General features: G+C 40.3%; 20 protein-coding genes. 17 read left to right on the top strand and 3 right to left on the bottom strand.

The genetic code is table 11. The features are described 5' to 3' along the window. Positions 1–15 precede the first annotated feature (15 nt). Positions 16–474: a PTS sugar transporter subunit IIA gene (locus tag MHI08_RS09125; protein WP_056766945.1), complete on the top strand. Its 459-nt coding sequence runs from the start codon at positions 16–18 to the stop codon at positions 472–474. Positions 475–476: 2 nt separating this feature from the next. Next, positions 477–1,346: a class II fructose-bisphosphate aldolase gene (locus MHI08_RS09120; protein ID WP_024427782.1), complete on the top strand. Its 870-nt coding sequence runs from the start codon at positions 477–479 to the stop codon at positions 1,344–1,346. Between the two features lie 38 nt (positions 1,347–1,384). On the opposite strand, the gene MHI08_RS09115 is transcribed toward MHI08_RS09120, so the two are convergent. Next, entirely contained in the window at positions 1,385–2,905 is a 1,521-nt protein-coding gene (locus tag MHI08_RS09115) for an MDR family MFS transporter (RefSeq protein ID WP_056766947.1), read from the bottom strand. 170 nt (positions 2,906–3,075) lie between these two features. Here MHI08_RS09115 and MHI08_RS09110 point away from each other — a divergent pair, with 170 nt between their 5' ends. From MHI08_RS09110 to MHI08_RS09100, 3 genes are all read left to right on the top strand, one after another. Next, entirely contained in the window at positions 3,076–3,495 is a 420-nt protein-coding gene (locus tag MHI08_RS09110; protein WP_051582029.1) for a MarR family transcriptional regulator, read from the top strand. A 322-nt stretch (positions 3,496–3,817) separates the two neighbouring features. Next, a complete protein-coding gene (locus tag MHI08_RS09105; protein WP_342500192.1) occupies positions 3,818–5,491 on the top strand; it encodes a T7SS effector LXG polymorphic toxin in 1,674 nt (557 codons plus the stop codon). After that, positions 5,491–5,931: an SMI1/KNR4 family protein gene (locus tag MHI08_RS09100; protein WP_056766693.1), complete on the top strand. Its 441-nt coding sequence runs from the start codon at positions 5,491–5,493 to the stop codon at positions 5,929–5,931. Before MHI08_RS09105 ends, MHI08_RS09100 begins: the two co-directional genes overlap by 1 nt. Positions 5,932–6,188: 257 nt before the next feature. On the opposite strand, the gene MHI08_RS09095 is transcribed toward MHI08_RS09100, so the two are convergent. Then, positions 6,189–6,653, bottom strand: coding sequence for a hypothetical protein (locus tag MHI08_RS09095; protein WP_034622069.1), 465 nt, complete (start codon positions 6,651–6,653; stop codon positions 6,189–6,191). Between the two features lie 21 nt (positions 6,654–6,674). Further along, positions 6,675–7,154 (bottom strand): GyrI-like domain-containing protein, encoded by a 480-nt coding sequence (locus MHI08_RS09090; protein ID WP_056766690.1) that lies wholly within the window; start codon positions 7,152–7,154, stop codon positions 6,675–6,677. Positions 7,155–7,262: 108 nt separating this feature from the next. Here MHI08_RS09090 and MHI08_RS09085 point away from each other — a divergent pair, with 108 nt between their 5' ends. From MHI08_RS09085 to iolE, 12 genes are all read left to right on the top strand, one after another. Next, positions 7,263–8,216, top strand: coding sequence for an HTH domain-containing protein (locus tag MHI08_RS09085; protein ID WP_056766687.1), 954 nt, complete (start codon positions 7,263–7,265; stop codon positions 8,214–8,216). Positions 8,217–8,493: 277 nt separating this feature from the next. Continuing rightward, complete coding sequence (locus tag MHI08_RS09080) at positions 8,494–8,640, top strand: hypothetical protein (protein ID WP_235566700.1); 147 nt, start codon at positions 8,494–8,496, stop codon at positions 8,638–8,640. A 552-nt stretch (positions 8,641–9,192) separates the two neighbouring features. Further along, a complete protein-coding gene (locus MHI08_RS09075) occupies positions 9,193–11,265 on the top strand; it encodes a BglG family transcription antiterminator (RefSeq protein ID WP_156403020.1) in 2,073 nt (690 codons plus the stop codon). Positions 11,266–11,280: 15 nt separating this feature from the next. Further along, positions 11,281–11,547, top strand: a complete 267-nt coding sequence (locus MHI08_RS09070) for a PTS sugar transporter subunit IIB (RefSeq protein WP_056766683.1) — start codon at positions 11,281–11,283, stop codon at positions 11,545–11,547. A 25-nt stretch (positions 11,548–11,572) separates the two neighbouring features. Next, positions 11,573–12,835 (top strand): PTS ascorbate transporter subunit IIC, encoded by a 1,263-nt coding sequence (locus MHI08_RS09065; protein WP_024425191.1) that lies wholly within the window; start codon positions 11,573–11,575, stop codon positions 12,833–12,835. A 17-nt stretch (positions 12,836–12,852) separates the two neighbouring features. Beyond that, a complete protein-coding gene (gene alsE, locus MHI08_RS09060) occupies positions 12,853–13,545 on the top strand; it encodes a D-allulose 6-phosphate 3-epimerase (RefSeq protein ID WP_024425190.1) in 693 nt (230 codons plus the stop codon). A 185-nt stretch (positions 13,546–13,730) separates the two neighbouring features. Continuing rightward, positions 13,731–14,771 carry a LacI family DNA-binding transcriptional regulator gene (locus MHI08_RS09055; RefSeq protein ID WP_025093198.1) on the top strand — a complete coding sequence of 347 codons (1,041 nt, stop codon included), beginning with the start codon at positions 13,731–13,733 and terminating at the stop codon, positions 14,769–14,771. Between the two features lie 218 nt (positions 14,772–14,989). Next, positions 14,990–16,246 carry an ABC transporter substrate-binding protein gene (locus MHI08_RS09050; protein WP_056766681.1) on the top strand — a complete coding sequence of 419 codons (1,257 nt, stop codon included), beginning with the start codon at positions 14,990–14,992 and terminating at the stop codon, positions 16,244–16,246. Between the two features lie 31 nt (positions 16,247–16,277). Beyond that, complete coding sequence (locus MHI08_RS09045) at positions 16,278–17,210, top strand: sugar ABC transporter permease (protein ID WP_056766894.1); 933 nt, start codon at positions 16,278–16,280, stop codon at positions 17,208–17,210. Further along, the gene (locus MHI08_RS09040; protein WP_024425187.1) at positions 17,210–18,040 is read left to right on the top strand and encodes a carbohydrate ABC transporter permease; all 831 of its coding nucleotides are present in this window, start codon (positions 17,210–17,212) and stop codon (positions 18,038–18,040) included. Before MHI08_RS09045 ends, MHI08_RS09040 begins: the two co-directional genes overlap by 1 nt. Before the next feature lie 31 nt (positions 18,041–18,071). Beyond that, positions 18,072–19,412: an alpha-glucosidase/alpha-galactosidase gene (locus tag MHI08_RS09035; protein WP_342500176.1), complete on the top strand. Its 1,341-nt coding sequence runs from the start codon at positions 18,072–18,074 to the stop codon at positions 19,410–19,412. A 488-nt stretch (positions 19,413–19,900) separates the two neighbouring features. After that, positions 19,901–20,794: a myo-inosose-2 dehydratase gene (gene iolE / locus MHI08_RS09030; RefSeq protein WP_025093201.1), complete on the top strand. Its 894-nt coding sequence runs from the start codon at positions 19,901–19,903 to the stop codon at positions 20,792–20,794. The last annotated feature ends 7 nt before the right edge of the window (positions 20,795–20,801 follow it).

Raw genomic sequence — 20,801 nt, 5'->3', positions numbered from 1 at the left:
AACGGAGGAGGAGAAATGATGGAACATATCTATATGAATCTTCACGAAACAGCTTCTTCACAGGCTGGCGTGTTCGCAGCCATTGCTGACATTGCCTACAAAGCAGGTATTTGCACTTCACCAGAGGATGTCAAAAAAGGGTTAGCGGAAAGGGAAGCACTGAGTACAACCGGATTTCAAGATGGATTTGCCATTCCGCATACTCAAACAGAAGCCATCACGAAACCAGCACTTGTAATCGTCCGCACGGAAACAGGTATTGAATGGGACGCTTTTGATGGGAAGCCTTGCTTTTTCTTCTTATCCTTACTGATCCCTAAAAGTGAAACAGGGACGACTCATTTAAAAGCTCTTTCAGCCCTTTCACGAGGCTTAATGGATGAAACGAAACGTCAAAAACTGCTGGAAACAAGAACAAATGAAGACATGCTTGCTGTATTAGAAACGGATATTTTAACTAGAGAGGATGTTTGATCATGCCTTTACTTTCAACAACACCAATGCTTGAGGCTGCGAAAAAAGAAAAATACGGAATTGTGGCATTCAATGTACACTCCTTTGACAGTATCTATTGGGTGCTCGAAACTGCTGCAGAATTAAAGTCACCTGTGATTTTGCAAACAACGGTTGGAACGGTTCAATCTCTTGGAGCAAAAGCAATTGCAGATACAGTGAAGGCGGCGGCTGATCAATATCAAATCCCAATCGGTCTTCACCTGGATCACTGCACAGACTTTGATGTGATTCTCACCTGTATCAGGGCTGGATATACATCCGTTATGATCGATGCATCTATGCACTCATATGAAGAAAATGTACGCCGCACAAAAGAAGTCGTGGATCTTGCCTTAAAAGTCGGTGTAAATGTCGAAGCAGAGCTAGGCAAGGTAGGCGGTGTAGAAGATGATATCGTCGTCGATGAAAAGGATGCTGAAAAAGCCGTTCCATCAGAATGCCGCCAATTTGTAGAAGAAACTGGGGTGCCTACTTTAGCGCCTGCGATTGGTACTGCCCATGGCATTTATAAAGGGGTGCCGGATATTGACTTTGACCGCATTGAACAAATTGCAGCGCTGGTCGATGTACCACTTGTCCTGCACGGTGGTTCCGCTGTACCAGATGAGGACGTCAAGCGATGCGTTGCACTTGGTATGGCAAAGGTGAATGTCTCAACTGAACTGAAAAATGCATATTCCGAAGCGATACGTGATCATTTCTCAAACGAACCTGAAAGCTTAGATCCGCGTATGTATTTACAAAAAGCAAAACAAGCAGCAAAAGACATGGTCCAATCGAAAATACGAATCGTTGGCAGTGAGGGCAAAGCCCATCCGTTATATCAATAAGAAAAAAAGCAGAGCCGCTATCGCTCTGCTTTTTCACATTATTCGTTTTCCTTCATTTCATTAGATGTGCGTACCCGTGCATTTCCCATAAATACGACCGTAATCGCCGCAAGTGCAATCGGGAATAATGCAAGCAAAAATACGTACGTAATACTTTGTGACATCGCATCGATGACTTTATTTAAAATATCAGTCGGAATTTGTGAGCGGGCACCTTCTTGGAAAATAGCCTGTGGATCGCTTATTTGAGAAGGGGCTCCTTTCATTCCGCTAAAGGCATCAGCTAAACGATTTGTCAGCACATTGGTTTGAATCGTTCCGAAAATTGTTACACCGAGCGTCATTCCAAGTGATCTCATAAATGAATTGGTCGAGTTTGCACTGCCTCGGTAACGCGGCTCAAGATCATTCATTGAAGCTGACGGCAGAAGGGAGAAGCTGAACCCGACGCCAAAGCCTGATATCATCATAAAGAGTGTGAGCCACAGTCTTGCTGTATCTGGTGACATATTGGCAAGCAGCAGCATCCCAGCGAAAAATGAAATGACAGAAATAGTCATAAGACGTCTGAAAGGCACTTTCGTCTGCATCGTTCCGCCAATCATACTGCCAATGACTGATCCAATCATCATCGGTGTTAAAATGAACCCTGCACTTGTCGCAGATTCACCGTACACAGCCTGCACGAAAATAGGAATAAAGACAGCAAGAATAATAAATGTCCCGCCATATAAAAACGCCAAAATTTGAGATGTTGCAAATAATCGATTTTTAAACATCCAAAATGAGATAATCGGCTCCTCAGCCTTACGCTCAACAATAAAGAAGATCGTACCGAACACAAGAAACACAGCAAAAAGTGTGAGGATTTGCACCGAATCCCAAGCATAAGATTTACCGCCAAGCTCAAGCGCGAACATTAAGCTGACAACCGCAACGACAAGTGTAATAGCACCTGACCAGTCGATTTTCTGCTTACGATGTTCAAGCGATTCCTGATAGTATCTGGCGATCAAGAAGACACTGACAATACCAATTGGCACATTAATATAGAAAACCCAATGCCAGCCGATCGAATCCGTAATAATAGCACCTAAAAGCGGTCCGAGTACACTTGATAAACCAAAGACTGCTCCAAACATACCAGACATTTTCCCGCGCTTTTCAGGCGGGAAGATGTCGAAGATAATCGTAAATGCGATCGGAAGAAGTGCACCGCCCCCAAGCCCTTGAATGGCTCGGTAAATAATGAGCTGATCCATCGTTTGTGCTATACCGCACAGCGCTGATCCAATTAAAAAGAAAATAAGTCCAAACAGAAAAAAACGCTTTCGACCATACATATCAGAAAGCTTTCCGTAAATAGGCATTCCCGCCATCACTGCCACCATATAAGAAGCCGTCACCCAAGCAAATTTATCAAAACTGCCTAAATCTGCTACGATGCTTCCCATTGCTGTTGCAACAATGGTATTGTCCATCGCTGCCATAAAAATCCCTAACAGCAAACCGATGACAACAAAGCGAGTGGATGCCTTGCCTTTATCCACATGATTCATTTCATTTACCTCCTGCTTACGTTCTCTCATTATTTTTGCTATGATCAACTTAACCATAAAGTAAGAGAACATTTATCTTGATGATCAAGATAAATTGATTTTAAAGGGAGGAGAACAAGTTGTCAATAAAGAACGAGGCTGAAGACAGAGCAGCCCAGATCATACATACAATGAGGCGCCTCGCCACACGAACCGTTTTGTTCCACCAAGCGGCCGCTCAATCGCTCGGCCTTTTTCCAACAGATCTCAAATCCGCCGATTTATTAAACGAACTCGGTCCTCTCACAGCAGGAGAATTAAGTGAAAAAACAGGTCTTAGCTCAGGTGCGGTCACAGCTCTTATTGACCGGCTTGAAAAAGCGGGCTACGCCAAAAGAGAAAAGGACCCAAAAGACAAACGAAGAGTCATCATTGTTCCTCTAACAGCGGGGAAATCACAGGTAAAAGAACTCTTTCGATCCTTATCAACATCAACGAAGGAACTCACAAATGAATACAAACCAGAAGAATTAGATTTAATTATTCAATTTATAACTGAAGCAGCAGATATTATGGAGCAAGAGCTGCAATTGCTGAAGTCTAAATTGTAAAAAGTACACTGATGCGGGTGTGCTTTTTTAAGTGCATTCCTAATTCATGTAGGGATTGCCTCGACTAGTGACATCTTCCTTACCATGGAAGTGCTCTATAACACTTTTTTATAATGGAGTAGCTCAAAAAAATGTTCTATTTAAAAGATTGTTCTAAATATCGCATCATAATTATTACTGACAAAAGTGGAGCTAAAGTATTCTATTGAAACATTGTTCATTTACATAATAAGTATTGTTTTTGTGTCTTAATTCCTATTTAATGACAAACTTTGTATTGGTAAAATTGACCTTGTCAATGAATAGGAAGGAGTGACTTCTTCTGGGCAAGATACTTGATGCAAAAGCACTAACAAGTGCCATGGACACAAGGGCAAAACACTACCAGGAACTCCGCGAACAAATGGTAGATTTAAAAAAGGCATTACAAGGTGTGGCCAACCTCGGTGACGACTTCACTGGGAAAGGTGCCGATAACATTAAAAGCTTTTATAAAGAGCTCGCTGGAAATGTAGACATGTTTATCAGCTTCATTGATAAGCAAAAAGCCTTTCATGAAGGTGTTTCTGGAACACTGGATGATACGAGCTTTGGCGGCGATACCTTTATAGAAGAACACTTTTTAGACAACGCAGTACATATGGGTATCATGAATGCCAAAAGCATTGTAAAGGATCAAAAAAAGGCACTCAAAACGATTTTTCAAGACATTGATGACCTCATTTCCCTAGAGGTATTTGATAGCCAAACCTTTGATGAAAAAATAGAAGATGCGGAAGATGAACGAAAAAAGACGGTCAAAGAACTAAGAGAGCTTGATCAAAATTTAAAAGATGAATATGCTTTGTCAGAGACGGAGCAGCAAGCTACAATGGCATTGTACGCTGAAATGATGAATGCGACAAATGACGGAAAAGCGATTTCGCCTATGAATTTTGACAAGAAAGCCTATCAAAATAGCGAAATCTACAAGGCAAAAAGCGATATTGAGAAGCAAACTTCTGAATATCTGAAAATCAAAAAAGAACAAGAAGAAGCCCGCGAAATCGCAAAGAAACAAGAAGCGCTCGCCAACCGCCCTTGGTATGAAAAAGCCCTCGATTATGGTGGAAACATCGTGAATGAACTGACCGGCGTGAACGATGCAAAACGTGCCGCAACGGGCGTTGATCCAATCACAGGAGAGGAACTCACCGCAGGACAGCGAGTCGCGGCAGGCGGCATGGCAGCCGCAGGCTACATCCCAATCGTCGGCTGGGCAGGCCGCATTTTCAAAGGCGGAAAAGCTGTCTATAAAACGACCCAAGCCACATCAGCCGCAGTCAGGGCAGTCGATATCTACAAGACATCACAAAAATCCTTTGACGCCCTGAAAACATCTCAAAAAGGTTTATATGGCCTCACCGCCACCAACGGCTTCAGCGAAGCGATCACAGGCCGAGATATGTTTGGAAATAAAATTTCGAAAGAACAGCAGGAAGCGAGTATGAATGCGGCTCTGGGGATGCTTTTGCCGTTTGGGGCTAAAGGGTTTCATGGTAAAATGGGGATTAAGGGTAATAAGATAGATTCTGATACAATAAAAAAATATATTAGAGATATAGAAGGACGAACAGGTAGAGAGTTACCTAAAAAACAAACAGAGAAGTTGAAGGAAGCCTTAAGAAATAAAGAATATAAAAAAATGACACCAATAGAAACAGCTAAGCATAGAGCAGAATTTGATAAAGTAAAAAATACAGTAATCAAAAAGTGGGAAGAAAATACTGGGCAAAAGTGGCCTGAGTATAATGAAAATGTTATTTCAGAAAAAACAGGTAAAATAATTAGGAAAAAAGGAGATAAGTATGATGCTCATCACATAATTGAGAATACATTTGGAGGAGAGCATGAATGGTGGAATATGCATCCTGCAAAATTCCCAAATGAGCATCAAGCTGGTATTCATGGGAAAGGTTCACCAGCAAACGAACTATTTAAAGGAGGTAAAAAATAATGGGATACGAATCTTTGAAGGCAAATCAAGAAAATAGTTTTTATCCAGTAACCGAAAATGAAATAAAAGAGGTTGAGAAGGAACTTGATTTAAAATTTCCTAAAGAGTTAGTTAATTTTTATATGGAGGTTGGCTACGGGTTTATTAAAGGTTCAGAGTTTAATAACAATCGTATTATGGATCCTTATTCCGTCAGAGATTTTCGATTAAGAGTTAATGATTTTGAGTTTTATCCTGATATAGAAATCTATGATGAATTTGAAAATAACAAACTAATATTTTTTGAAGGTAGTGAATCAGCTTTAATGTCAATTGAATTGAATGAAAAGAATAGCAGTCCGGTTTACTATTATGATATTCAAATTGCGACTTCTCTTGAAGAATTTTTAAGAAAAATAGAAGAAAATGATAAATATTACTTGGAGTTACTAGTTGATTAAAAATAAAACGCATACCTTGATTGGCTAAATGCCTTTCAAGGTTTTTTACTTTAATTAATATTAAACTACCCTGATATTTGAATGAGTTAATAAGAAAATGACTAGTTTGAGAATCAAGACCATGATGATAGTACCATCAAGGAAGTGGGTACAATAAACAGAAAAACATCCTCTAATAATGCATAGAGAATGCTGCTCTGTTTAGAAGGGGGAAATAATTTTAATTTATTTGTTTCATCAGATTCACAAATTCGAGTTCAATATTCCCCTTTAATTTTAAAAAATGACCCACGAATCGTTCCAGCAAGTTTAGACTTCTGCCTAGCAAATTTAAATTTCCCTTCTAATTCCTTTGGTACTTCCATACCTTCAGAAAGCTTAAAACCAACAGCACGTTTTTTCGGGTCATCCAATGTATACAGGACGTTAATTGCAAGACCATCCTCATAAAAGACGTAGGTCCATTTGATATTTTCTACTTGAAAACTTGCCGTTTCTAAAGGTTTGGCTGCAAACTCTAGTTCACGTTCTTCTTTTAACACTCGGTTCACATAATCAAGGGTATCCTGACTTTCGCTAGCAGGCAATACTGTAAATTCATGCTTATATTTGTTCATAAAGTAACGAGCCTCATTAGCTCGTAAGCCAGCAAGTGCTTCTGCTACAGGTGAAGACTCTAAACCAATCGTAGACACATTTTTAAAATCAACGATATAGGCCATTTCTATCCCTCCATATCCTTCTTATTTTCGTACAACAGGAATCCACATCTCACCAAGTAATAAGTCGTTTCGCTGCCCCATCTCTACCACTGCATTTGGTCCACCAACATAAGCGAAATTCTTCGCTTCAGGCAAGACTTGACCAAATGCAATACCAGTAAGCGTTTGATGCAATTCATCAGCGGTTTTAGCTTCCCCTTTCACGATTAGATATTCCCCTTTAGGAAATTGAATCACTCTGTCCGCTTCTGGTAACGATTCCTCTGTCATGACCCCGACATAATGCATCAGCTTGTTATTTACCGCTTCGTTTACGATAAAAATATAGTCATTTGAGGCAATGGCTTTTAAGGTGTCAAGCTTTCCTTCTTTTGTGACTGCTTGCCAAAAGTCTGCTTTTTCCTTCGTGATGCCCGCATAGTCTGTGTAATGACTCTTAAGTTCAGTTCCAATACCTAACACGTGAAAGCTGTCTTTTTGTTCTAATATATAATCTGCCATATTCAACACTTCCTTTTGAAAAATTGATCAAATGTTTTTTCTTTTCACTTGATAAATATATAATAGGCTTAAATCATGTCAAAAAATGATACTATTTAGGGGGATCAGATGAAAAAAGTTGAACGGATTAATACCATCATGCGGTATATTAACAACCGCGCCAACTTTACAATTTCTGAAATCATGAGAGAATTTCATATCTCTCGTTCGACAGCAATTAGAGACATCAGAGAAATTGAAGCTATGGGGATGCCGCTTGTCGCTGAAGTCGGAAGGGACGGGGGATATTTTGTGATGAACAATTCCGTCCTGCCAACTGTTCGTTTTACCGATAATGAAATTAAAGCTCTTTTTATTGCCTTTATGGCCACAAGAAACCAACAACTCCCTTATTTAAAGAGTCGCCAGTCTTTAGCTGAAAAATTACTAGGACTCATCTCAGAAACCCAGCAAGATGACCTTGTTCTGTTAAATCGCCTCTTGCTATTTGAAGGGACTAATCCGAATAATCCTGATCTGCTTGATTTGACAGATCTCCCTCATCCCATGTTAGAAAAATTAATCCAACTGCTTATTTTGGATCGATATTTACTGATTACCATGAGAGAGGAGAAAGTGATGAAGTCCTATCCTATTTACCTCTTGAACCTTTATCGTGAAAAAAGCCTTTGGCTGATTGAAGGCTTTGATTTAAAGGAAGAGAAGAAACGGATTTTGCCTGTCGACAACCTCACAGATGTTGAACCTTGCTCTACAAAAAATAGATTAAGCAGGAAAAAGATTTTAGAAAAACTAAGTAAGCAGGAGGAAGTAATCAACCTTGACCTTGAACTTGGTCCAAAGGCAATTGCACAGTTCAAAAAATACCATCCTTTCAAAATGTCAATTTCTTATACGAATCCTTACCAAACTACAGCCATTTTAAAGACTTTTATCGATGTTAATCATTCAGAAGAAATAACAAATTGGCTACTTTTCCTAGGCGATGATATCAAGGTCAGGGAAATGCCTGTAGAAATCTTGGAAAGTTTACAAGAGAGACTACTCCTATATTGTCCATAATCAATGCTGGTTAGACCTCATACTAGATACATGAAGGTGAGTCGTATCAAAAAATTCTTGCTCCAAGTTTTCGAACAAAATCTCAATGAACCACCAATCTTATTTCCATCTTCTTTAGATCTCAGCTGTTGAAGAAAGATAAATATGCTTTGTCAGAGACGGATCAGCAAGCTTCAATGGCATTGTACACTGAAATGATTGCAACAAAATGACAAAACAGCGATTCCTATAGATCTTGACAATAAAGACATTAAAAAACACAAAAGGGGTAATTTTATTGAATTCTTATGATGAAGATCTAATAAAGGATTTGGAATTAAAAGACCTTCTTAAATATGTCAAAGTACATACAAATCCAAAAATTTATTTAGACTTAATAGAACAAAAATTTGATTTTGCTGGTTCAAAAATAGATTGGTTATAAACCAATAAACATTATAGTAAGAGCTCAAATAATGAATCGTTACTTCCTGATGCTCTTCTATTTATAACTGAATTAAAAGAAAAATATTTAGCAAATAACTTACAAGTAATTTACATAGGGGATAACCTTATAGAGTTTGGGTACCAGTTTGAATTAAAACATTTAAAAGAGTTACTAGTCTATTTTTTAGATATCCCACAGCACCACTACTTTATATCCTTAGAAGGTGATTGGTGTATTTGTATTTCATTTGAAAACGATTTGGATTTCGGATTTAGTTTAAACAAAAAATAATTTTGAGCGTCACATATAAGAAAAATAAAAGATGATAAGAAATGAAAAAACCTTGACTGGCTCTATACCATTCTAGGTTTTTTGCGTTTATTGGTTCTCAAATAGTATACAAGCCTCAAAGCACACTCAAATGGTGTGTTTTTTTTATGAAAAGAGCACACAATCGCTGCACAGCACGTGCTGAAGACATTTGGACTTCTTTGATGCATGTGAGTTGATTAGACTTATAAGCAAAGGGAAAGAAAGGAGGAATTCCAACTGTACTTAACCAAAAGGGGCACGACGTTACTATCTATGCTGCTTCATACGACATCTTATCTATCAATAGAAGATTTGCAGAATCGAATGAACGTTTCGACTCGAACCGTTTACGCTGAAATCAAGCGAATGAACAGCTGGCTTGAAACTCATCAGCTTAGTGGTGTGCAGCGAAAAGGCCAACGTGGCTATTATTTAAATCCTCATGAAAAAGAAATCATTATTCAAAAAGCTGATACCATTCTTGTTGGTCACGATTATGAACCATGTGTAAAGGAACGAAGGGCTATCTTGCTTTTAACCATTGCATGCAGCGAGCATTGCCTAAGAATAGATGATTTTATGAAGATGACAAAGGTGAGCCGAAATACATTACTCGAGGATATGAAACAGCTAAAAGAAGCGCTCTCAAAGCAGGAGATCACACTCCGCTATCAGGCAGCAAGCGGCTATGTCATTTCAGGAGACGAAAGGGCCATTCGATTGGCACTCAAACCTTATATACATTTCATTCGCACCATGATAAAAAACGAAAAAACGTTTCCGTCGTTTTGGTTAAAGGGACCTATTTCATCCAAACGGGTACACCATCTCCTCCAGCAGTCAGAACAAGAACTTAAGCTTGAATTTGCAGATGAGATGCTGGATCAGCTCTCTTTGGATCTCTTTTTTTACTTTAAGCGGATGAAGCTGGGGCATGCTGTACACATTTCAAACGAAGAAAAGCGAACATTGCAGGAAACAGAGGAATGCTTGGCGGCTATTCGTTTCATGGCACAGATTCAAAAAGAGGCCAGTCTCATTGTTCATGATGATGAGATCTATTTTCTTAGCACCTTATGGCTCAGTGCAAAAAAACAAAAACTTCCATCAATTAAAAAACCAGAAGAACATCTCATTCGCACCATCGCCAGACAAATGATATTTGACTTTCAGCGATATGCTTGTATTTCCTTTCAAGAACCAAAAGCATTGGAGCAAAACTTAACAATGCATTTAATTCCAGCCTATTACAGGCTCATCTATCACATTAGTATGATCAACGAACTGACGGATTCTATAAAAAAAGCACAGCCAGAAGTGTTTGAAATCACTCAGAAAGTTGCATGTCATTTAGAAAAGGCGGCCTGTTCAAAGTTGAGTGACCATGAAATTGCATATCTCGCCATGCATTTTGGCAGCTGGATGAGAAGAGAAGGAATTTCATCCATTGCCAGGCGTTCTGTATACATTGTCTGCGGAGAAGGAATCGGCACAAGTAACATGCTGAAAACTCAGCTTCTCGAATTAATCGGCTACATTGAAGTACGCGGACTGTTATCAAAGCGTGCATATGAAGAATTAGCAGCAGTTGATGCAAATTTCGTTGTGTCCACAACACCTATTTCGTTTAAAGGAAAACCAGTTCATCTCGTTCATCCTATTTTAACTGCCTATGAGAAAAAAACATTACTTCAATACGGAAAAGGCTCAGAAACGAAGATTGACGAGAAGCATGTAAACGCTTTATTCAACATCATTCAGCAGCATACCATCGTACAAAATAAACAAGCACTGCTTCATGACATTCGGGAGCTGCTACATCCCACATATGTATCCTATCAGAAAGGGTGGAACCCAGTGTTAAATGATTTATTAACAGAACAAACCATCAAGCTCCACCAAACAGCAGACACATGGCAAGAGGCGATTACAAAAGCGGCGCAGCCTTTACTTGATCAAAATGCTATTAAACCATGTTATGTAGAAGCCATGATACAGTCTGTTCATCAAAATGGTCCTTATATTGTCATTGCACCACAAGTGGCCATCCCACATGCAAGGCCCGAGGATGGCGTGAACAAATTGAGCATGACGCTCATGTCCTTCAAACAGCCCATTTCGTTTTCAAAGGATGGAAAAAAGCAGGTGCGGCTTGTCATTGTGTTAGCTGCCATTGACAGCATGAGCCACTTGAAAGCACTCAAACAGCTGACCATGCTGTTAAGTGAAGAGAAACGCACGAAACAATTGATTGAAGCAGAAGATTTAGCATCGGTTCAAAAACTAATTGATCAATTTTCACAAGTATAAAGGGGGAGTAAGAAAATGAAAAAAATTCTTGTTGTATGTGGAAACGGGTTAGGAAGCAGCTTTATTGTAGAAATGAATGTCAAAAAAGCTTTAGAAGAATTAGGTCTTAAAGCTGAAGTGGATCATACCGATCTCAGTACAAGTAAAAATGAACCAGCCGACCTTTATATCGGAGCAGCTGATATTATTGACCAGCTGAATGACGGCACAAGAAATGTGGCTGGCTTAAACAATTTGTTAGACCAGGAAGCCATTAAAGACGTCCTTCGTCAACACATTTAAGTCATGAAAAAGGGGGATTCACATCATGATAGAACTGATCATGAACGATATATTGGGCACACCTGCCATTCTCATCGGTTTGTTTGCACTAGCCGGTTTACTTTTGCAGAAAAAATCAGCTGCAGACACTGTGTCAGGCACCTTGAAAACAACCATGGGTTTCTTAATATTAGGGGCGGGCGCTACAGTCGTCTCTGATTCACTTGGGGTTTTTCGAAAGATGTTTGAAGCAGCCTTTCACATTCAAGGGGTTGTCCCAAATACAGATGCTATGGCCGCCATTGCTCAAAAGGAATTCGGTACACAGACAGCACTTATCATGATTTTTGGTATGCTGGTCAATTTGTTACTTGCAAGATTTACACCCTTTAAATATGTCTTTTTGACTGGTCACCACACGTTGTATATGGCGGCGATGCTCGCCGTCGTTCTCTCGACAGCCGGCATGCACGGGTGGCTGCTCATCTCCACTGGCTCAATGATATTAGGTGCAGCTATGGTCATTGCACCCGCAATCCTTCAGCCGTTTACGAGGAAAGTCACCGGAAGCAATGATCTCGCGCTCGGACACTTCAGTACTTTCGGTTATTTTACTGCGGGAATGATCGGCAAATGGGTTGGATCTCCAGAAAAATCAACGGAAACCATTCAAGTGCCTAAATCACTCGGTTTTCTAAGAGATACATCTGTTGCCATTTCGATTACGATGGCTTTACTGTTCTTTGCCATTGCACCGTTTGCAGGAATTCCTTATATAGAACAAATTAGCGGTGGCACGAACTTCGCTGTCTTCATTCTCATTCAAGCGATTACGTTTGCTGCTGGTGTGTACATTATTTTAGCAGGGGTACGGATGGCCATTGGCGAGATCGTGCCTGCGTTTAAAGGGATTGCCGATCGATTCGTGAAGGGGGCAAAGCCGGCACTTGATGCGCCAACCGTTTTTCCATTTGCGCCAAATGCGGTCATTATCGGTTTTTTATGCAGCTTTGCAGGAGGCATCGTATCCATTTTTCTTTTACCTTTGTTTGGTTTAACTGTCATTGTCCCTGGACTTGTCCCGCACTTTTTTTGCGGTGCTACAGCAGGCGTGTATGGCAATGCAACAGGAGGGGTAAGAGGTGCTGTCGCTGGGGCCTTTGTAAATGGATTGCTTCTTTCCTTTTTACCTGCCTGTTTATTACCTGTGTTAGGAGCCCTTGGCTTTGAAGGGACAACGTTTGGAGATACAGACTTTGGTATCATCGGAATCTTGATTGGATTGATCAAGTTTTTATTTCAGCTGTAAAAAGGAGGCGCCTGAGAATGACAGCCGTTTTTTCACCTTCATTGATGTGCATGGATCTAACGCACTTCCGTGAACAAATTCATCTTCTCAACACGAGAGCAGACCGGTACCATGTCGACGTGATGGATGGGCATTATGTGAAGAATATGACGTTATCACCCTTTTTCATTGAACAGCTTCGGAAACTGACAAATTTACCGATTGATGTTCATCTAATGGCCGAACATCCGCAGGAATTTTTAATCGATGCATGTATTGATGCAGGCGCAACGATGATTTGTTTACACCCAGAAGTCGTGCAAAAAGATGCCTTTCGAATCATCCGGCATATTCACCAAAGAAAATGTGATGTTGGCTTTGTTCTAAATCCCGCCACACCAGTTGCAGCATTAGATTCCTTTATTCATTTAATAGACAGAGTGACGATCATGACAATCGATCCAGGCTTTGCCGGGCAGCCTTTTATTAAAGAAATGCTTCAAAAAATTAAACAGGTGAGAGATATCAAAAAACACGGAGGATACTCGTTTTCAATTGAAGTAGACGGCTCTTGTAATGAGAGCACGTTCCGGCTGCTTGCTGAGGCTGGAAATGAAATTTACATCATCGGCACCTCAGGTTTATTTGGACTTCATAAAGAACTCGACACTGCTTGGGAAAGAATGAAGCAAATATTTGCAAAAGAAACAGCCTCAATCGAATCACGTTAGTAAAAGAGAGGATGAAAACCATCCTCTTTTTGACGCAAATTTTACTAAAACACAATTTATTCACCAAAACTTACCCAAAAACAAAATAAAAATCAAAAATTCATAATTGAAAGCGCTTTATTTATGTGTTATCCTTCAAATATCTTTAGTAAATATTTAGTCAAATAACGATGAGGAGTTTGCCTATGACCACACTCAAAGATATTGCTCATGATGCAAAAGTGTCCGTTTCCACTGTATCCCGTGTGTTAAATGGCGATCAAACGCTTGCCGTTTCACACGCAACGAGACAAAACATCCTCGACATTGCTAAGAAGTTAAACTATACCCCAGTGAGAGCAAGAAAAGCAGATCAAGCAGAAGAAAAAAGCCCATCTGAATCCCCAGTCATCGGTGTCGTTGTCGCTCAATCCATTGACGAAGAATTAAATGATCCCTTTTTTTCATCGATTCGAAAAGGAATTGAAAAAGAATATGCCAAACAAGGCTTGTCCACTCTCCATACCTTTCGCCTAAGAAGCATGGATAAAGGGGCGATGCTAAAAGATATTGACGGCTTGATCGTCATTGGACGAATCAGCCCGGATACGGTTGAAAAAATGACAAATCGAATGGAACACATTGTTTTTATCAATCATTATGCGGATGAAGATTTGTATGATTGTGTACATGTGGATTTTGTCAGAGCGGCAGATCGCGCCATTCGTCATCTGCAATCTCTCGGCTATACACATCTAGGCTATATTGGCGGGAAAGAGCGGGAGCATTATTTTGAAGGTAATGCTGTGATTGAGGACGAAAGACAAACGACGTTTATGAAAAGAATGCAGGAGGCGGGCGCTCTTCATATGGAAGACATCCACATTGGTGAATACTCCATGCAAGAAGGTTATACGCTTATGCAGCAAGCGATCAAAAAGGGAAAACTGCCGCAAGCCTTTTTCATTGGAAGTGACTCTATGGCAATCGGCGCAATGCGCGCTCTGCATGAAGCCGGTCTACACGTACCTTCAGATGTATCCATTGTTGGGTTTAATGACATTGAAGCCGCGTCATTTTCAAGTCCGCCGCTTACGACCGTCAAAGTATATACAGAAGAAATGGGGGAAGTCGGTCTGAAACTTTTGCTTGAGAGAATAAACGGAAGAAAACTTCCTCTAAAAGTCGTCGTGCCAACAACACTCATCGAGCGAGGCAGTACATGTCTCATCCATGAAAGGGGGTGAACCATAGATTTCAGCAAACAAAAAAGAGACAAAAAAGCAGAAAGCAAGCTGCTTAGCATGATGGCCAGATCATGCTAAGAACAATGCAGCCTGCCGGTATGCTCTCTTATCTCTTAGAAAAGAATAGAATTCCAGTATAATGGACTTCCTTTGTTTCCGCAACTGCATGAATTCTACCAATTATCGTCTGAATTTTCAGTGATTAAAAGGAGGAAACCATGAATAAAAAAATCATGCTGCTGACTGCTGCCATGTTCTTGACCATGATTTTGTCTGCTTGCGGTAATAACAGCTCATCTGAAGCAAATGGAAAGGTCACCTTGACGCTATTTTCAACAATGAGCAACAGCGGGGAAAGAAAAGCGTTTGAAGAAGTCATTCGCGAGTTTGAGAAGGAGCATGAGCAGATTCGAATCGATGCTAATTTCCCAGGCAACAGCTATGAAGATATGATCCGCGTCAAAATGGGAGCAAACGATATGCCAGACCTGTTTGATACACATGGCTGGGCCAAACTGCGCTATAGCGAGTATGTGGCTGATTTAAAAGAGATGGATTGGGTCAAACAGCTTGATCCTTCACTCGACCAGATTTTAAAAGACCAAGATGGGAAAGTGTACGCTTATCCGCTGAATCAAGCAAAAGACGGGCTTAGCTTTAATGCCAATCTATTAAAGGAATATGGCATAGAAGTGCCTAGAACACTTGATGAATTAAAATCTGCTTTGCTGACAGTGAAAGAAAAGAGTAAAGGAGATGTTGTGCCGCTCTGGATACCAGGAGGAGATAACTCAAATATTGCCCAAGTCTTTGATGAGCTGGCGACGCCTTTATTAATCACCGATCAAAAGCATCAATACGGAAAGGAACTTGAAAACGGATCATTTGATTGGTCTCTCTATACCCCGCTTGCACAATTCATGAAAGATCTGAAGGATCAAGACCTTTTAAACAAGGATGTCCTGACAGCGAAACTATCTCAAGCGCCTGAACTCATGGCGCAAAACAAAATCGCTTTCACCTTTGTCGGAGGATCCTTAGGACCTGAAGCAACAGAGCTGAATTCATCGATCAAAGTAGGCACGATGCCTGTTCCAGCCATTCATAAAGCAGATGAACAAAGCTGGATTGGCGGAGAACGTTTTACTGTTGCTGCTTGGAAAGGCTCTAAGCATCTAAAAGAAGCAAAACAATTCATCGATTTTTTAGCAAAACCTGAAAACGCAAAAAAAATCGCAGAGGGCACATCCTCTGAAACAGCTCTAAAACAAGTGAAAGCGAAAAACTATTACTCTACATTTTACGATCAATACGAACAGGTAAAGATTGAACCGTATTTCGATCGAAAATACTTACCAAGCGGAATGTGGGCGGTCATGGCAACAACCGGTCAAGAATTATTAGCAGGCTCGATCACACCAGAACAGTTATCAAAGAAAATGGAAGAGGAATATAAGCGTTTGAAAAAACAATAGCTGATGGATGCTGAAAACAGGAGTGAAGCCAATGAATGACATCACAAAAGCAAAGCAGCCAGCCGCATTCACCTCTTTACCAAAAGAAAAGATGCAAAAACAACAGAATTCCTCACTTTGGTGGATGTACATGCCAGCTGTTCTCGTCGTCAGTACCTTTATCATTTATCCTTTTTTGAACGGCATTCAGCTTTCTTTTACGAATTGGAACGGTTTCTCACAAACTTATCAATGGATTGGTCTTGAGCAATATCAAAGACTGCTTCAGGATCAAGCGACATGGCTTGTTGTCAAAAACACGCTTCTCTATGGAATTGGGAGCACCATCTTGCAAAATATCATCGGACTTGGATATGCTCTTTTATTAAATCAAAGCTTAAAGATGAAAGCCATCACAAGAACGGTCATCTATTTACCTGTCATGATCAGCCCGATTGCGATGGGCTATATTTGGTATTTTGTGTTTGCTTACCAAGGCGGTGCCTTAAATGATGTGGTGACGCTTTTTGGATTCGATCACATAAATGCGCTCGGCAATGCGGAATTAAACACATGGATCATTGTGCTTGTCAACACATATCAATTTGTGGGGATTGCAATGATCATTTATCTAGCAGGACTTCAAAGTATTCCTAAGGATTATTATGAAGCGGCGCAATTAGACGGCGCATCGAGCCTCCAGCAATTCAGGCGGATTACATTGCCACTGCTTATGCCGTCGATCACCATTAATGTTGTGCTGAATGTCATTGGCGGGCTCAAGCTCTTTGATGTCATTGTGGCACTCACGGGCGGCGGACCTGGAGATTCCTCGCAATCCATGTCGACCTTTATGTATGATCTGTATTTCAAACGTCAGGATGCAGGCTATGCAGCGACGCAAGGGGTGTTCATGGCGGTCATCATCCTTGTCATTAGTGTCGCAGCGCTGATTTATTTCAAACGAAAGGAGACCGAGGTGTGATGGATAACGCCTATAAACGCAAGAAAAGATGGTACTCCGTCCTCGCACTATTGATCACATTGCTGCACCTCATTCCATTTTATATTTTGGTGACAACATCATTAAAGGGGATAGGAGATTTCAGTTCAAAATGGCTGTTTCCGAAAGCACTGCATCTTGAAAACTTCCGCACAGCATGGACAGAGGCTCAGCTTGGCCAGTCCTTTTTGAATACAGTGATCATTACGTTCAGTTCCGCTGTATTGCTCATTATCTTTGGATCTCTTGCAGCCTATCCGCTTGCAAGAAGGAACACAAAGCTGAATAAAGCAGTCTATGTTTTATTTATTGCCATTATGGTCATTCCACCGCTTACAGCCCTTGTCCCGCTCTATAAAATGGTCGTTCAAATCGGGATGATGAATACCTATCAAATTGCTATTTTAAATAATGTGGCTGCTTTTTTGCCGCTGACAATTTTCTTATACGCAGGCTTTATCCGGTCGACAATTCCAAAGGAGCTTGAAGAAGCTGCCCGTATTGATGGAGCAGGGACACTCAGAGTTTTTTTCACAGTCGTTTTTCCGCTTCTGAAGCCCATTACCGCTTCTGTATTAATCATTGCCTGCGTGTATATTTGGAACGACTATCAATTTGCTATCTTCTTTTTGCAAGATAAAGAGATGCATACACTCACAGTCGCCTTATCCCATTTTTTTGGTCAAAATCAGCATCAGCTTCAGCTCGTTGGGGCAGCTGCACTCATTGCGATGCTGCCAATGGTCACGATGTTTTTACTTTTGCAAAAATATTTTATCGCAGGGCTTTCACAAGGCTCTGTCAAAGGCTAGCCCTATATGGATGTAAAAAGGAGAGTCGTCTATGTCTAAAATTACATTTATCGGTGCAGGGAGTACCGTGTTTGCTAAAAATATATTAGGAGATTGTCTGTTTGCTCCCGCCCTTGCAGGGTTTGAATTCGCATTATATGATATCGACCACAACCGGCTGAAAGAATCAGAAACAATGCTGTCGCATTTAAAAGCAAATTACGGTGCAAACGTGACCATCCAGTCCTATCACAACCGCAAAGAAGCCTTAAAGGATGCAAAATATGTCATCAATGCCATCCAAGTTGGAGGCTATCGACCAAGTACTGTCATTGATTTTGAAATACCTAAAAAATACGGATTAAGACAAACGATTGCGGATACGGTAGGGATCGGCGGCATCTTTCGCTCCCTTCGGACGATTCCTGTCATGCTAGACTTTGCAAAGGATATGGAAGAGGTTTGTCCAAATGCTTTATTGTTAAATTACACGAATCCAATGGCCACACTGACAGGTGCGATGCTTCGCTATACACAGATTCAAACGGTTGGTCTCTGTCATAGTGTGCAGGTGTGTACAAAGGACCTATTTGAATCTCTTGAAATGGAACATGAAGGCATTGAAGAAAAAATCGCCGGCATTAACCATATGGCATGGTTATTAGAAGTAAAACGGGACGGAAAAGACTTGTATCCAGAAATCAAAAGACGAGCAAAAGAAAAGCAGCAATCGCGGCATCATGATATGGTTCGTTTTGAACTGATGGATAAATTCGGCTACTATGTCACAGAATCCTCAGAGCACAATGCCGAATACCATCCATATTTCATCAAATCACGGTACCCTGAACTAATCGGTCAGTTTAACATTCCGCTCGATGAATATCCGCGACGCTGCGAGGAACAAATCAACAATTGGAATACAATGAAGCATGACCTTGTGGGAAACACACAGATCACACATACCCGCTCAAAAGAATATGGTTCCCGGATCATTGAAGCGATCGAAACGAACGTTCCCTTTAAATTTGGTGGAAATGTTCTGAACACTGGCGGGCTCATTGACAACCTGCCTGAAAAAGCTTGTGTAGAAGTACCGTGTGTGGCAGATCGAAGCGGCATCATGCCATGCTATGTCGGAGAAATACCTGAACAATTGGCAGGACTCAACCGAACGAATATCAGCTCACAGCTGATGACGATTGAAGCAGCGATCAGCGGTAAAAAAGAACACATTTATCAAGCAGCTCTACTGGATCCACACACAAGCGCTGAATTATCAATTGATGACATCGTGAATCTTTGCGACGACCTTATTGAAGCGCATGGGGATAGACTGCCAGCCTACAAAGGGGCTACACAGTATAGCGCTTCATCACCGTCATCAAATTAATCATGCTAATCAATCTTTTTTAAAAAAATAGTAGTCGGTGAAAATCACAGGAAAAAGAGCCAAATGGATGAATTGAAAGTTTGTTGACGCTTTCATCTGTTTTGCAAATAAAACACACTGTCTTCATAATGAAAGAATCCGAAAAACGAAGGAGTCATTCATTATGAAAACATATGTGAAAAAGTTTATTGAAGAACTAAAAGAATCCATGAAGCATTACGGTGAATCTATCATTAAAATTAAGTCAAATCTATAATAAATGAATTAGAAACAAGACCTGATGTGCAAATGCCATCAGGTTTTTTTATACAAAAAATCACAAATAAATAGAAAAAATTCAGAAAAATAATTGACTGAAAGCGCTTTTAATATTATGATTACCTCAAACTTAACCATAAGTTACCCAATTAATCATCACCATATTGGTTAAGTTGTGATAAAGTTTGATGGGAATAAAGATGATGAATAAAAGGATGGTGACAAACAACGTGTCTAAAGAAGAAATTTTATGGGGCATCGCGCCTATTGGATGGAGGAACGATGACATCCCAGCACTTGGCGCCGAAAACACACTATCTCATTTATTAAGTGATATTTGTGTCGCTGGCTTTGAAGGAACTGAAGCAGGTGGTTTCTTTCCAGAACCAGCTGTCTTGAATAAAGAACTAAAACTTCGCAATTTAAAAATAGCTGGAAAATGGTTTAGCAGTTATATGATACGAGATGGTTTAGCGGCTTCAATACAAGCATTCAAAAAGCATTGTCAGTACTTGCAAGACATTCATGCTAGTGTAGCTGTTGTCTCAGAGCAAACGTATTCCATTCAAAAAGAAAACATCAACATCTATCAGCATCAGCCATCTTTCACAGGTGAGGAATGGGCACTGCTTTTAGAAGGTCTCAATGAATTAGGTCAAATAGCAAACAGTTACCATCTCAAACTAGTCTATCATCATCATCTCGGAACAGGGGTACAAACCTTATCAGATGTCACACGTCTTTTAGCTGGAACAGACCCTCGGTATGTTCACCTTCTATATGATACTGGACATATTTACGTATCAGATGGCGATTATTTATCCTTGCTCAAGCTGCATATCGACCGTATCCAGCACGTGCATTTTAAAGATGTGAGAAAAGAAGTGATGGAAAGCTGTCGTCAAAAAGAATTGTCTTTTTCTGAATCTTTCTTAAATGGATTGTTTACAGTACCTGGGGATGGCTGTATCGATTTTAATGAAGTATACCGTTTGTTAATCAGTCATGGCTATAAAGGGTGGATCGTCATAGAAGCTGAACAGAATCCTGCGATTGCCCATCCTTTAGAATATGCATTAAAGGCTCGTCAGTATATTGATGAAAACTTGGCTATTCATTCTTAAAGAGAAC

It is taken from the genome of Bacillus sp. FSL M7-0791 (genome assembly GCF_038627085.1).
Classification (GTDB): Bacteria; Bacillota; Bacilli; order Bacillales; family Bacillaceae; genus Bacillus; species Bacillus safensis.
The sequence above is the reverse complement of the archived record's forward strand: the minus strand, read 5'-3'. Positions and strand labels throughout refer to the sequence as shown.

Excerpts from the sequence above, each read along its gene's own strand:
- MHI08_RS09090 (WP_056766690.1), bottom strand. The coding sequence starts at position 7,154 with ATGGCAGATTATATATTAGAACAAAAAGACAGCTTTCACGTGTTAGGT.
- MHI08_RS09115 (WP_056766947.1), bottom strand. The coding sequence starts at position 2,905 with ATGAATCATGTGGATAAAGGCAAGGCATCCACTCGCTTTGTTGTCATC.
- alsE (WP_024425190.1), top strand. The coding sequence starts at position 12,853 with ATGACAGCCGTTTTTTCACCTTCATTGATGTGCATGGATCTAACGCAC.
- MHI08_RS09110 (WP_051582029.1), top strand. The coding sequence starts at position 3,076 with ATGAGGCGCCTCGCCACACGAACCGTTTTGTTCCACCAAGCGGCCGCT.
- MHI08_RS09065 (WP_024425191.1), top strand. The coding sequence starts at position 11,573 with ATGATAGAACTGATCATGAACGATATATTGGGCACACCTGCCATTCTC.
- MHI08_RS09095 (WP_034622069.1), bottom strand. The coding sequence starts at position 6,653 with ATGGCCTATATCGTTGATTTTAAAAATGTGTCTACGATTGGTTTAGAG.
- MHI08_RS09040 (WP_024425187.1), top strand. The coding sequence starts at position 17,210 with ATGGATAACGCCTATAAACGCAAGAAAAGATGGTACTCCGTCCTCGCA.
- MHI08_RS09120 (WP_024427782.1), top strand. The coding sequence starts at position 477 with ATGCCTTTACTTTCAACAACACCAATGCTTGAGGCTGCGAAAAAAGAA.
- MHI08_RS09035 (WP_342500176.1), top strand. The coding sequence starts at position 18,072 with ATGTCTAAAATTACATTTATCGGTGCAGGGAGTACCGTGTTTGCTAAA.
- MHI08_RS09045 (WP_056766894.1), top strand. The coding sequence starts at position 16,278 with ATGAATGACATCACAAAAGCAAAGCAGCCAGCCGCATTCACCTCTTTA.
- MHI08_RS09085 (WP_056766687.1), top strand. The coding sequence starts at position 7,263 with ATGAAAAAAGTTGAACGGATTAATACCATCATGCGGTATATTAACAAC.
- MHI08_RS09125 (WP_056766945.1), top strand. The coding sequence starts at position 16 with ATGATGGAACATATCTATATGAATCTTCACGAAACAGCTTCTTCACAG.
- MHI08_RS09050 (WP_056766681.1), top strand. The coding sequence starts at position 14,990 with ATGAATAAAAAAATCATGCTGCTGACTGCTGCCATGTTCTTGACCATG.
- MHI08_RS09055 (WP_025093198.1), top strand. The coding sequence starts at position 13,731 with ATGACCACACTCAAAGATATTGCTCATGATGCAAAAGTGTCCGTTTCC.
- MHI08_RS09100 (WP_056766693.1), top strand. The coding sequence starts at position 5,491 with ATGGGATACGAATCTTTGAAGGCAAATCAAGAAAATAGTTTTTATCCA.
- MHI08_RS09070 (WP_056766683.1), top strand. The coding sequence starts at position 11,281 with ATGAAAAAAATTCTTGTTGTATGTGGAAACGGGTTAGGAAGCAGCTTT.